The sequence below is a fragment of the Variovorax stachyos genome, from assembly GCF_051400855.1.
Taxonomy (GTDB): Bacteria; Pseudomonadota; Gammaproteobacteria; order Burkholderiales; family Burkholderiaceae_C; genus Variovorax.
Genome location: NZ_JBLFFN010000003.1, coordinates 338,438 through 351,222 on the forward strand (window position 1 = coordinate 338,438; position 12,785 = coordinate 351,222).

The 12,785-nt window shown below is 69.3% G+C and carries 10 protein-coding genes; 5 read left to right on the forward strand and 5 right to left on the reverse strand.

Translation table 11 applies throughout. The features are described 5' to 3' along the window. Positions 1 to 36: 36 nt before the first annotated feature. Complete coding sequence (locus tag ACMGEZ_RS07690; RefSeq protein ID WP_436821669.1) at positions 37 to 327, forward strand: YMGG-like glycine zipper-containing protein; 291 nt, start codon at positions 37 to 39, stop codon at positions 325 to 327. A gap of 69 nt (positions 328 to 396) precedes the next feature. Here the strand turns inward: ACMGEZ_RS07690 and ACMGEZ_RS07695 are convergent, their stop codons facing one another. Next, the gene (locus tag ACMGEZ_RS07695) at positions 397 to 1,047 is read right to left on the reverse strand and encodes a DedA family protein (protein ID WP_436821670.1); all 651 of its coding nucleotides are present in this window, start codon (positions 1,045 to 1,047) and stop codon (positions 397 to 399) included. Positions 1,048 to 1,116: 69 nt separating this feature from the next. Here ACMGEZ_RS07695 and mutL point away from each other — a divergent pair, with 69 nt between their 5' ends. From mutL to ACMGEZ_RS07715, 4 genes are all read left to right on the forward strand, one after another. Further along, complete coding sequence (gene mutL / locus ACMGEZ_RS07700; RefSeq protein WP_436821671.1) at positions 1,117 to 2,982, forward strand: DNA mismatch repair endonuclease MutL; 1,866 nt, start codon at positions 1,117 to 1,119, stop codon at positions 2,980 to 2,982. A gap of 156 nt (positions 2,983 to 3,138) precedes the next feature. After that, complete coding sequence (locus ACMGEZ_RS07705) at positions 3,139 to 4,101, forward strand: alpha/beta hydrolase (RefSeq protein WP_436821672.1); 963 nt, start codon at positions 3,139 to 3,141, stop codon at positions 4,099 to 4,101. Positions 4,102 to 4,268: 167 nt separating this feature from the next. Then, positions 4,269 to 5,198 carry a tRNA (adenosine(37)-N6)-dimethylallyltransferase MiaA gene (gene miaA, locus ACMGEZ_RS07710; protein ID WP_436821673.1) on the forward strand — a complete coding sequence of 310 codons (930 nt, stop codon included), beginning with the start codon at positions 4,269 to 4,271 and terminating at the stop codon, positions 5,196 to 5,198. A 121-nt stretch (positions 5,199 to 5,319) separates the two neighbouring features. Further along, the gene (locus ACMGEZ_RS07715; protein WP_436821674.1) at positions 5,320 to 5,976 is read left to right on the forward strand and encodes an ABC transporter ATP-binding protein; all 657 of its coding nucleotides are present in this window, start codon (positions 5,320 to 5,322) and stop codon (positions 5,974 to 5,976) included. A gap of 30 nt (positions 5,977 to 6,006) precedes the next feature. Here ACMGEZ_RS07715 and ACMGEZ_RS07720 read toward each other — a convergent pair whose 3' ends face one another. The 4 genes from ACMGEZ_RS07720 to ACMGEZ_RS07735 all read right to left on the reverse strand — a co-directional run bounded on the left by ACMGEZ_RS07720 (position 6,007) and on the right by ACMGEZ_RS07735 (position 12,777). Then, positions 6,007 to 8,268, reverse strand: a complete 2,262-nt coding sequence (locus ACMGEZ_RS07720) for a CocE/NonD family hydrolase (protein WP_436821675.1) — start codon at positions 8,266 to 8,268, stop codon at positions 6,007 to 6,009. Further along, entirely contained in the window at positions 8,265 to 10,061 is a 1,797-nt protein-coding gene (locus ACMGEZ_RS07725; protein ID WP_436821676.1) for an ABC transporter ATP-binding protein/permease, read from the reverse strand. The genes ACMGEZ_RS07720 and ACMGEZ_RS07725 overlap by 4 nt, the downstream gene beginning before the upstream one ends. Continuing rightward, positions 10,058 to 11,356: a glycoside hydrolase family 15 protein gene (locus ACMGEZ_RS07730; RefSeq protein ID WP_436821677.1), complete on the reverse strand. Its 1,299-nt coding sequence runs from the start codon at positions 11,354 to 11,356 to the stop codon at positions 10,058 to 10,060. The genes ACMGEZ_RS07725 and ACMGEZ_RS07730 overlap by 4 nt, the downstream gene beginning before the upstream one ends. A gap of 137 nt (positions 11,357 to 11,493) precedes the next feature. Continuing rightward, the gene (locus ACMGEZ_RS07735) at positions 11,494 to 12,777 is read right to left on the reverse strand and encodes a glucoamylase family protein (RefSeq protein WP_436821678.1); all 1,284 of its coding nucleotides are present in this window, start codon (positions 12,775 to 12,777) and stop codon (positions 11,494 to 11,496) included. Positions 12,778 to 12,785 lie beyond the last annotated feature (8 nt).

Consider the following 12,785-nt stretch of genomic DNA (forward strand, 5'->3'; position numbering starts at 1 on the left):
GACAATGTCTTCATCACTCATCGAAAGGTGGACAACATGAAGACACGTCTCTGGATCACGGCCGCTTCGGCCACGGCCATCATGACGCTGGCGGGCTGCGCATCAGGCCCCAACGAGCAATGGGGCACGGCCGGCGGCGCAGTCGGCGGCGCGGTGATCGGCAATGCCATCGGCGGCAACACGGCCAGCACGGTGGGCGGCGCTGCCATCGGCGGTGTCATCGGCAACCAGGTGGGTCGTCGCGCCGACGAGCGCAACTATGAGCGCAACTACTACCGCGGCCAACGCAGCAGCAACTACTACCCCTACAACGGGCCGACCTACTGACCCTGCGTTTCACGCATGGACGAAAGGCGTGCCAATGGCACGCCTTTTTTCTTTGCGAGAGCTGCCGGGTCAGCGCACCGAAGAGGGCGTACGGCTCGCCCGCCAGGCCCCGAAGATCGCGATCAGGCCCGGGACGATGATCAGCGCCCAGATGATCTTGTCCAGGTGCTCCTTCACGAAGGCCAGGTTGCCGAACAGGTAGCCGGCCGTGCACAGGCCCACCACCCACAGCAGCGCGCCGCCGATGTTGTAGAGGGTGAACTTGCCGCGGGTCATCTCGGCCACGCCGGCCACGAAGGGCGCGAAGGTGCGGATGAAGGGCATGAAGCGCGCCAGCACGATCGTGATGCCGCCGTAGCGCTCGTAGAAGGCATGCGTCTGGTCGAAGGCCCTGCGGTTGAAGAAGCGCGAGTTCTCCCACTGGAACACCTTCGGCCCGAAGTAGCGCCCGATGCTGTAGTTGCACTGGTCGCCGAGGATCGCCGCCGCGATGAGGACCGGCACCGCGATCCCGAAGCTCATGAGCCCCGCGCCGCACAGCGCGCCCACGATGAAGAGCAGCGAATCGCCCGGCAGGAAGGGCATGACCACCAGCCCCGTTTCGACGAACACGATGAGAAACAGCAGCGCATACACCCAGGGGCCGTAGGCGATGACGAAGGTCTCGAGGTGTTTGTCGACATGAAGGATGAAGTCGACCAAGAAGCTGATGATTTCCATGGCCGCGCATTATCCGGGTCCGGCGAGGCATGCCCTCAGGGAAGCCCTCCTTCTATCTAGAATGCCTGTGTGAGCGCCCTTCCCTCTGCCCTGCCCTCGGCCGTGCGCCGCCCCATCCGCGAACTCCCCGACGAACTGATCAGCCAGATCGCTGCCGGCGAAGTCGTCGAGCGCCCGGCCTCGGTGGTGCGCGAGCTGCTCGACAACGCCCTCGACGCCGGCGCGCGCCAGATCACGGTGCGGCTCGCGGCCGGCGGCGTGCGCCTGATCTCGGTCGAGGACGACGGCCAGGGCCTGCCGCGCGACGAGCTGCCGCTGGCGCTGCGCCGCCATGCGACCAGCAAGATCGCGAGCCTTGGCGAACTCGAAACAGTGGGCACCATGGGCTTCCGCGGCGAGGCGCTGGCCGCCATCAATGCGATCGCCGAGTTGTGCCTGCTCTCGCGCGCGGCAGGCGCCGAGGGCGCCTTTGCACTCGATGGCCGCACCGGCGAGTTGCGCCCGGTGGCGCGCGCCACCGGCACCACGGTCGAGGTGCGCGAGCTCTTCTTTGCCACGCCGGCCCGCCGCAAGTTCCTGAAGACCGACGCCACCGAGCTGGCCCACTGCATCGAGGCCGTGCGGCGCCATGCGCTGGCCCGCCCCGACGTGGGCTTCGCGGTATGGCACGAAGGCAAGCTGGTCGAGCAATGGCGCGCCGCCGAAGCGCGCGATCCGCGCCTGGCCGATGCGCTGGGCGACGACTTCGTGGCGCAGAGCGTCGCGGTCGAGCATGCCGCCGGGCCGGTGCGCGTGACGGGCCGCGCCGGCATCCCCGATGCGGCGCGCTCGCGCGGCGACCAGCAGTTCTTCTACGTCAACGGTCGCTTCGTGCGCGACAAGGTGCTGGCCCATGCGGTGCGCAGCGCCTACGAGGACGTGCTGCACGGCCAGCGGCAGCCGGTCTATGCGCTGTACCTCGAGATCGATCCGGCGCGGGTCGACGTCAACGTGCACCCGACCAAGATCGAGGTGCGCTTTCGCGACGGGCGCGAGGTGCACCAGGCGGTGCGCCACGCGATCGAGAACGCACTGGCGGCGCCACGTGCCGGCGATGCGGTCTCGGTGCCGGCCGCGCCTTTCTTCAAGCCGCGCAGCGGGCCGGCCGCACCGGCATGGACCCAGCCCGCGATGCATTTCGCCGGGGAGCGCGGCCTGGGCGATGCCGCCGCGATGTGGCCCGGCGAGAGGCGCGAGCCGGTTGCTGCGCCTCTGTCATCGTTCGGTGCCACGGCGCCCCAGGAAGCGGCCTCCGCCAGCTCTTTCGAGCAGGCGCCCTCCGCCAGGCCAACCGCCGCCCACGGCGATGAAGCATGGCCCCTCGGCCGCGCCCTGGCCCAGCTGCAAGGCATCTACATCCTGGCCGAGAACAGCCAGGGCCTGGTGATCGTGGACATGCATGCCGCCCACGAGCGCATCGTCTACGAGCGCCTGAAGACCCAGCTCGACGGCGCGGCCATCGCCAGCCAGCCGCTGCTGATTCCCGCCACCTTCGCCGCCACGCCCCAGGAGGTCGCCACCGCCGAGGCCTGCGCTGCCGTGCTGCCCGCGCTGGGCCTCGAGATCACCCCCTTCTCCCCTCGCACGCTGGCGGTGCGCGCAGTGCCCGGCACCCTGGCCGATGGCGACCCGGTGGAGCTGGCGCGCGGCGTGCTGGCCGAACTGGCCCAGCACGACGCCAGCACCGTCGTGCAGCGAGCCCAAAACGAGCTGCTGTCGACCATGGCCTGCCACGGCGCGGTGCGCGCCAACCGACGGCTGACCATCGACGAGATGAACGCCTTGTTACGCCAGATGGAAGCCACCGAGCGCTCCGACCAGTGCAACCATGGCCGGCCGACCTGGCGCCAGCTCTCGGTTCGGGAGCTGGACGGCCTGTTCATGCGCGGCCGCTGAGGCGCCCGTCAGGGTCCGCCTGGCGCCAACTCCCGCACATTTGTCGCAAGTTGGCCGCGCTACCAAGGGTTTTCACGCGTCATCGAGAAACCGGGCACGGCCGTTGCATGCAGTCTTGAGTGAACTTTTATCTCAATCCTCTGTCATTCAGCTTCGATGAAGTCCTGGTCCCTCTTCGCCTCCGCTACCGCCCTGGTCGCCTTGCTGGCCGGGGGTTGTTCCACTCTCGACGAGCGGCAGCGCGAATGGATCTTCCAACCCAGTGACCGCAGCTGGGGCAACTCCGAGGCCATGAGCGAGGGCATGGAGCATGTCTGGATCGACTTCCAGTCCAAGGTCACGGGCCAGCCGGCCCGGCTGCACGGCCTCTGGCTGGGCGGCGCGCCGGAGTCGGTCGACACCCCGGTGCTGCTCTACCTGCACGGAGCCAAGTACAACGTGGCCGCCTCCGCACCGCGCATGCGGCGCATGCACGACCTGGGCTTCTCGGTGCTGGCCATCGATTACCGCGGCTTCGGCAAGAGCAGCAAGGCCCTGCCCTCCGAAGATTCGGCCCGCGAGGACGCGCGTGCCGCCTGGATCTGGCTGGCGGCCCGGCACCCGAAGCAGCACCGCTACATCTTCGGCCACTCGCTCGGCGGTGCAATCGGCATCGACCTGGCCTCGCAGGTGAACGACGAGAGCGGCACCATCGTCGAGAGCACCTTCACCTCCATCGCCGACGTGGTCGGCAGCTTCAAGTGGGGCTGGCTGCCTTTCGGCCCGCTCATCACACAGCGCTTCGAGGCGATCTCCAAGGTCAAGAGCATCGGGGCCCCGCTGCTGGTGGTGCACGGCAGCGCCGACAGCCTGATCAACCCGACGCTCGGGCGCAAGCTCTACGAAGCCGCCACGGTGCCCAAGCAATTCGTGCTGGTCGAAGGTGGCTCGCACCACAGCACCGGCTCGATCGGCCAGGCGCAATACCGCGCCGCCCTGGGCCAGCTGTTCCGCATGAAGCCGCCGACCGTGCTGGCGTCGCAGGAAGAAGCGGCGACGCCACATGAAGCGCCTGCCGCCCGGCCGGCCATGCCCGCCGATCAGCGTGACGCTGCCTCGGCGCTGCCGCACAAGATCTGACGTCGGCCGCGGCCCTCAGCCGGGCCGCCTCGCATTTGCTACCCTCGGGCGCATGCCGCCCATCGCAGCACCCGCTGCCGCCCCCGTTGTCAGCCCGGCCGCCGAGCCGCCCGCATCACGCATGTCTCCCAGCCCCTGGGTCCTGGTGCGCCGCCACGGCAAACCCCATGGCCATTGAGGCAGGCTACGTGGCACTGGCCGGACCCACGGCCTCGGGCAAGACTGCGGCGGCGTTGGCAATCGCCCGCGCGCGGCCGGTGGAAATCGTCAGCGTGGATTCGGCCCTGGTCTACCGCGGGATGGACATCGGCACGGCCAAGCCGACTGCCGCCGAGCGCGCCGAGGTTCCGCACCACCTGATCGACATCCGCGATCCGCGCGATCCCTACAGCGCGGCCGCCTTCGTGTCGGATGCCACGCGTCTGGTGGCGGAGATCCGCGGTCGGGGCCGGCTGCCGCTGCTGGTGGGCGGCACCATGCTGTACTTCAAGGCGCTGGCGGACGGCATCGATGCGATGCCCGCCGCCGATCCGGATCTCCGCCGGCAGCTCGACGCCGAGGCCGCGGCACTGGGCTGGCCCGCAATGCATGCGCGGCTGGCGCAGGTCGATGCAGCCACCGCCGCGCGGCTCGCACCCAACGACAGCCAGCGCATCCAGCGCGCGCTGGAGGTCTGGCTCGCCAGCGGACGCGCCATCTCCAGCTTCCACGCGGCGGAACGCGCCGGCGGCCTGCCGCCGATCGCGCTCTTCTCGCTCGAGCCGACCGAACGCGCCTGGCTGCACCAGCGCATCGCCGAGCGCTTCGACGCGATGCTCGCCGCTGGCTTGCTCGACGAAGTGCGGGCGCTGCGCGCGCGCGGCGACCTCGTGCCCGACCTGCCCTCTATGCGCAGCGTGGGGTATCGCCAGGCCTGGGAGGCGCTGGATGGCCAATGGCCGATGGCCGAGCTGCGCGAGCGCGGCATCGCGGCCACGCGACAGCTCGCCAAGCGACAGATCACCTGGCTGCGCAGCATGCCCGCGCGCCACGTGGTGCCGGCCGAAGCCCCCGATGCGATCGCGCGCATCGTGGACGCCGTGGGCGAGATTGCATGAGCCGCACGGCCGCTCCGATGGCGAATAGCACCGCAGCCGAAGGCGAAGGTACTCCATTGCGCCGCACGGCCGCTCCGGAGGCGAACAGCACCGCAGCTGCGGGCGAAGGCGAAGGCATGCAATGACGCTGAAGGTCGAAGGCTTGGCCAAGCACTACGGCGACAGCGTCGTCTTCGAGCAGGTCTCGCTCGAGGTCGCGCCCGGTGAGTTCGTCGCCGTCGTGGGCGAGTCGGGCGTCGGCAAATCCACGCTCCTCAATTGCATGGCCGGGCTGGACACCTGGGATGCCGGGGCCATCGTGCACGACGCCGTCGACATCGGCGCGCTCGACAGCGAGGCGCGCGCGCTCTGGCGCCGCCGGCACGTGGGCTTCGTGTTCCAGGCTTTCCATGTGCTGCCGCACCTGGACGTGACGCAGAACGTCGCCTTGCCGCTGATGCTGTTGAAGCAGGCAGATCCGGCGCGCGTGGCCCGCATGCTGGAGGCGGTGGGTCTCGCGGGCCTGGGCGAACGCCTGCCGGGCCAGCTGAGCGGTGGCCAGCTGCAGCGGGTGGCCATCGCTCGCGCGCTCGTGCACCGGCCCGCGCTGCTGCTGGCCGACGAGCCCACCGGCAATCTCGACCCGGGCACCGCGGCGAAGGTGATGGAAGTGCTGTTCGCGCAGACGCGCGAGCACGGCGCCTCGCTGGTGCTGGTCACGCACTCGGAGGCCGCCGCGGCACGAGCGGACCGCGTGCTGCACCTGAGCGCGGGCGGGATCGATTGCGCCGCCGAGTAGTCGGCGTGGCAGGCATTTCCGACCTGGCTGTTACGGCCCACTGGTCTGGATCTCGACGTGGCTGCGCACATGCCAGCGCACGCGCACAGGCCGTTTTGCGTCTGCGAGGGTCTCGGAGTTCACGTCCTTGCCGCTGCCGTAGTTGATCTGCCGGTCGGGGCGCTTGTTGAGGCCGACCAGCAGCACGATGCGGCTGCCGGCCGCAAGCTTGCGAGCGGTCACGCGCTCGGCGGTGAACGCAAGCGACTGGCGCTCGCCAGCCCGAAGAAGCCGGCGATACACGCGGTGGCCGGCGTAGCTGGCGCGGAAGTCATAGGGCTCGAACAGCAGTTGGTATTCGCCATTCGCCGTCTGTTCGTACAGCGAGACGCTGAGGTCCACATCCTGCCGCGAGGGCGTGATGTCGAACTCGCCGCGCAGGCTGCCTTCGATCTCGGTGTCCCTCGGCAGAGGATCGCTGACGAAGCTGATGCTGTTGCGCGCGGGCAGTTGCTTGCCGCGCAGCGCGTCCGGCCACGGGATGCGCGCGTCGCGGCGATCGGCGAGGTCGACCGAGAGTTGCACGCTTCCATCGCCTTCGGACGGCGAAGGCGACAGACGATGCGAGCCGTCGCGCTCGCGGGTGTCGAGGTACAGGCGCAGCCGGTTGCGATCGGGCGCGTCGAGCGTCGGGCCATGCCGCCATTCATCGGCGCCCATCACCTGGTAGTTGACGCGATCCTGCAGCAGCGAAGGCTTCTTTGCGCCCTTGAACACGTGGTCGAGCCACTGGTAGCGCAGCTCGGGCAGATCGACGCGCGCGACGGGGTCGAGCGTATAGCCGCGCAGCTGCGCTGCCGTGCCGAGCCGGATCGAGTCGGCGTCGTAAGGGCCGATCAGCAGCGTCGTGTCGGCCTGCGGCCGGTTGCGACGATGCTCCTGGTGGAAGTACAGCGCGCCGGCCTCGGCGCCGTAGTAGCCGGCGATGCCGAGCACCGGAATGTCGATCTGCGCAAACTGCTTCGCCGACGGCAAGAACTTCCGCCAGTAGCGATCGTGGCTGGGGTGCGTCAGCCAGGTTCGAATCAGCTTGCTGCGCTTGCCCAGCAGGACGCGGTCCACGTCCCAGTAAGGGCCATCGACGCGATACCAGCGCGCATCGAGCGCCTGCCAACGCGCGTCCTGGTCGGCGCCGGCGTCGGCGCGCAAGGCCCCGCCACTCGCGTGCTCTTGCGCCCAGCGGACCATGGCGTTGCGGTAGATCTGTCCAGCCATCGGGAAGTCGATGCCTGGCGCCATCGGCGCCATCGTGGCGATGGCCTTGAGTGCCGCCGGTTTTCTGCGCGCTGCGGCCCAGGCGGCGTAGCCGGAGTAGCCGTCGCCGAGCATGCCGACGCGGCCGTCGCTCCACGGCTGCCTGGCGATCCAGTCGATGACGGCCGCGGCGTCTTCGCCGTCGCGAACGAACGGCCGCACGGCCCCCCTGCCGTCGGGCGTGCGGCCTCGCACGTACGCCGTGACGCCGACGTAGCCCTTGACGGCGCTGCGCTGCGCGTCGTCCTCGGCGGGATCGAGCGTGAAGCGCAGCAGCGTCGGCAGGGGACTCTTCGCGCCCCCGGGCCGGACCACGTTCGCGTGGATGACGACACCCGCGCGCACGGGAATCCGGACGTCGGTTTCCGTTATGTAGCGGCGGCTGTGTTCCGCCGCGACCAGCTCGGGCAGCAGCGCGGCGAAGCTGCGACGGGAGTGATAGGCAAGCCAGGCCCGCACGAGCGCCACCGCGTCGGCCTGCGGGATGCTGCCCTTCGCACGCCAGCGCTCGAAGGCTTGCCGCACTGGTTCCCTGAACGCCGCCGGCGGGGTTTGGAGCCGCGCGATGACGGCTGCGGCCCGCGCATTGTCGAGCGGCGACACCAGCTCCTGGAACGCACGCGCATAGGCCTTGGCAAAGGTCAGGCGCTCGGTCGATTCGAACGCGCGCGCACGCGCATAGATGCCGTCGAGGATCGCGCGCTCGGCCAGGTCGTCGAAGGGCTTGCCTTGCTGGCGGCCGCGCAGGGTCCTGTTGCTGTCGGCGGCCGCGCGGTAGGCGCCGCTGACGATCTGCAGAGCAGTCATGTTGGCCAGGAAGGCGTCGGTTTCGGCCTCCTGGTAGACCGGCACGATGCGCTGCGCCAGATCTCGCATCACGTCGACCGCGGCGACATCGTCGGGGTCGCTCGGTGGCTTGAAGCCGAAATCCAGCGCCCAGGCCCAGGCCGGCAGCGCAAGCACCAGCAGCACGAGCGCGCGACGAGAAAGAAGGCTCATTTGACCTCCTCGTGCGCGCCTGGCTGCGCATCATCACCAGGTGCAACCAGGTCGGCCACCGGCGCCTTGACCAGGTGCACCACCTGCGTGAACAGCCGATCGTGCGCCTCTCCGGCCGACCCGATGTGGACAATGCCCGTGCGCGCGAGCCTGGTCGTGATCACGTCGATGATGAGCTCGAGCGTGTCGTCGTCGAACGCACCGAAGGCTTCGTCCATGACCAGCCAGGGCGGCGCCTGCAGCACCACGCGGGCGAAGCCCAGCCGCAGCTGCTCGTCCATGCTGAGCTCGCGTTCCCAGCGGCCTGTCTTGTCCAGCAATGATTCCAGCCGCTGGAGGCCCACGCTCGCAAGCGCGCTCACCATGGCTTCCCTCGGATAGCTCGATGGCGCCATCCCGTACGACAGCGCTTCGGCCAGCGTGCCGCGGGGAAGGTAGGGCGTGCCGCGCGGCATGTAGTGGATCGTCTCGCCGCGGGGCCGGCGCACAGTGCCGGAACCCCAGGGCCAGAGGCCCGCGAGCGCCCGGAACAGCAAGGTCTTCTCGGTGCCCGGCGTGCCGAGGATCAACAGGCGCTCACCGGCGTGCACGACGAGCTCTGCGGCGTCCAGCCGGTCGTGGCCGGTCCAGGTGCGGACCTCGAGCGCTTCGATCTCGAGGGTTCCGGCTTCGCTCTCCTCATAGACGATGCGGCTGCCGCTCGGCTGTGCCTCCAGCTCGGCCGCCAGCACCTGGCGCAGGCCGGCGACGCGCAGCAGCGTGGCGCGCCAGTCGGCAATGAGGCTGAAGTTGTCGACGAACCAGCGCAGCGACGACTGCGCCTGCGTGAAGGCGGCGGCGGCCATCATCAGGCCACCGAACGAAACCTTCCCCGTGAAGTACAGCGGGGCGGCCACCAGCAGCGGCGCGATGACGGTGACCCAGCCGAAGCCCGCGGTGACCCAGGTCAGGTTGGTCAGCCCGAGCACCACGCGCGACGTGGCGTGCAGCACGTCGCCCAGATGCACGGCGACGCGTCGTTTCTCGTCAGGCTCGCCGCCGGCCAGCGAGATGCCGTCGAGGTGCTCGTTGATGCGGGTCAGCGAAAAGCGCAATTCGCCTTCGCGCGCATAGCGCTCGGCGTTGCGCGAGACGAGCCCGTTGCCGACCCAGTAGGTCATCAACGAGCCGGCGACCGCATAGAGAATCGCGGCCCACAGCATGAAGCCCGGCAGGGGATGGTCCTTGCCGTCGAAGAAGATGATGAAGTCCCTGGAGAGAACCCACAGCACGCTCGCGAAGCTGCCGAACAGCATCGCTGCCTGCAGCAGCCCCACGCCGAGGCCGACCGACAGGTCGCACAGCTTCAGCGTGTCGTCGTGCATGCGCTGGTCCGGATGGGCGCCGATGGGGCCGCTGCCCTGGAGCCAGAACGCCCGGCGCGGCTGCAGCCACAGCCCGACGAGGTCGGTGACCAAGGCCTGGCGCAGCTTCAGCTGCAAGGTTTCGACCAGCCACCTCTGGGCGACGTTCAACACCAGCAGCGCGCCCGCAATCACCGCGAAGATGCCGAGTTGCTCGATGAAGTCGCCGACGTCGCGACGCGAGATCGCGTCGTAGAACGGCTTGTTCCAGCTATTGAGCTCGATCTGGCCGTACGCCGTGAGCGCGATGACCGCGACGATCCCGCCCGAGAGCGCGGCAAGCGTTTTCCCGACCGCGGACACTCGCACGGCGCCGAGCAGCTCGCGGATTTGACCGACGACACCGGTCTTCAGAGCCGGCTCGGCAAGGGTCGGCGAGGCTGCGCTCATCGCTGCCGCGGCTGGCCTGCGGTCGCGATTCTGCGCGCCGAGATACACGAGATGAACGCGGCGTGGCTCCAGGCCAGCTGCTTCGCCGAGGTCTGCGCGCCGCTGCGCTGGTCGAACTGCTCCGACAGGTCGCCACCGGCCGGCGTGTACGCGCGTACGGTGGCAAGGTAGGCGTCGCCTCGCCCCGTCCAATGGTTCCAGTGGCGTGCATCGCCGCCCGCCGCCGCGGCGCGGAAGCAGAACTCGGCGGCGCCGAGCGTCGAGAAGTAGTACGCACCCCCCGAGTAGTACACGTCGCCGGCGTAGCGGCCCATCGCCGGGCCGCGGCCTTCGGGACGGCCGTGGTTGATCGGATAGGCCGCATCGAACAGCGCCTCGAGTCGCGCCAGCGTGGCCTGCATGCGTGGATCGGCCGGGCCATGCGTGGCCTCCGTGCCGAGGGCATGGATCGCCGACAGGATCACCGCGATGTCCAGCGCCTTCGGACTGGGCCGGCCGTCCGCCAGCACGCGTGAACGGTAGTACCCGTGCGTCGCATCGCGATCGTCTACCCAGTAGCTGTCGAGCAGGTCGAGCACCGCCTGCGACGCCCCCCGACAGCGCTGCGCCTGCGCCGTGTCGCCCAGCCCCTGCAGCCATGCCGCGCCTTGGGCCAGCGCGGCCGCCGAGACGCGCAGCGTGTAGTAGTGATGGCCGCTTTCCTCCTCCCAGATGTCGTACGACGGCTCGCGCCAGTGACGCAGCGTGAAGTCGAGGTCCAGGCGGATCAGGGTCGCGACCTCCGCCAGCAGGGGCGCGTCGAGGTGCCCGCCGGCCACCCAGCGCAGCAGCGCCAGCGCACGCAGCGGCGGCCCATCGTGCTGGGGGCGCGGCCATCGCAAGATGTCGAGCGTTCCGTCGGGGTTCACCCGCGTCTCGGCGAGGACGGCGCCGTGGACGCTCGCGAGCTCGCTGTCCTCGCGCAGGTACTGCAGCAAGTCGGGCGCCACGCCGGCCCTGCGGTCGGACACCGCGGCAATCGTGCGGCCGTCGAGCCCGTTCAAGCCAAGGCTGAAGCGGGTGAAGTCGCGCAGATGCTGCAGGGCCTCGTCGCCGACGCGCCGATCGACGTAGAGCAGGCGCAGGGCATCGATGACGACGGCCGAGTCGCGGAACCAATGAAAGAAGTAGTCCGGGTCCGGGTCGTAGCCGCCGAGCACGGGGGAGGCGACGATCGCACCGGGGATCGGCCGCATGGTCTGGCCGAAGCCGGAGCGATCCTTGACGATCGACACCGGCGAGATGCTGGACAGCATCGCTTTCGCCGAATGACCCAGCTGTGTTTCGAGCCAGGACTCGAATGCCGGGTCTTGCAGCTTCGTTGCGCCGGCTCTCGCTGGACTACCTTCGCCTTCGGCTGCGGTGCCATTCGCCTTCGGGGCGGCCGTGCGGCTCATGCTTGCGGTGCCACGAGATGCGGGCTGGTGAAGTCCAGGCGCCGCAGTCCGGCCTGCACTTCGGGCACGCTCATGAACAGCTTCCACAGAAGGCCGGTCCGATGGTTCTCCATCATCACGACGATCGGGCCCTGGTCGATGGCAAGATGGGTTTCGGCGAACCAGCCGCGCTGTTCGCAGAACGCATCGATGAAGCCGTAGTCCTTCCACACCCGTGTGCCATGCACGGTCAGCAAGTGCCGCACGACCTGCATCACTTCGGCAGGCGCAAACGGCAGGCTGGCCAGCGCGGCCGTCGGCGAGATGGTGCCGTTGTCGTTGCCCGGGTCGTGCGCGAGGTAGCCGTCGGGGTCGTCGCTGGCCGTCAGGCCCCAGCACGATTCGCCGTAACCCCGGTAGCCCCGGGGATTGGCGATACAGTGCGCGCGGTTGATCCGCACGTGGCGGGTGTTGAGATCCCAATAGTCCGCGTAGCGATCCTTCAGGCCGTGCGGATCGAGGCCGCAGAACGAGTAGTGCGTGAAGAACAGCGGCCCGCCGTACGCCGAGCCCAATGGCATGTCGATGCCGTAGTACTGCCGCCCGTTGAAGAAGTCGGGACCGGAAGCGTAGCCCCGGTGGTAGACCCGCGGATCGATCGCATGGCGCGGCGCGGCCGCGGCCAGGAAGTAGGTGATGAGACACTCGTTCCAGCCGTGGATCTGATGGTTCATTGCCCAGCCGTGATTCGGGCTCCAGTGCCAGTACAGCACGTCCTGCCCGCCCTGGGTGAACCAGTCCCATTCGACCTCGTGCCACAGCGTGTCGATGTCGCCGCGCAGCCGGCGCGCCGCCGCCGTGTCCTCGCTGAAGTACTGGCGCACGCACAGCAGGCCCATCATGAGGAAGGAGGTCTCGACCAGATCGCCCGCGTCGTCCTTCGGGCTCATCGGGACGGTCGCGCCGCTCGGGCCGTGGATGAAGTGGGCGAAGGCACCGTGATAGCGCGTGGCGCGAAACAGGGCGTCGAGCATGCGCCGCAGGCGATCCAGGGCTGCATCCCGCGTGACCCAGCCGCGCTCGACCGCGACGATCAAGGCCATGACGCCGAAGCCCGTGCCGCCGATCGCGGCCTTGTCTCCATCGGTGTCGCCAGCGAGCGTGCGGCGGTCGAGCGCCAGCCCGCTGGCGGCATCCGCACCGTCCCAGAAATAGCGGAAGGTCTGGCGCTGCACGGCCTCGATCAAGGCTGCATCGGGTAGGGCCGCCAGTGCCCTCGGGTCTCTGTCATCCTTCAACACGAATGGCT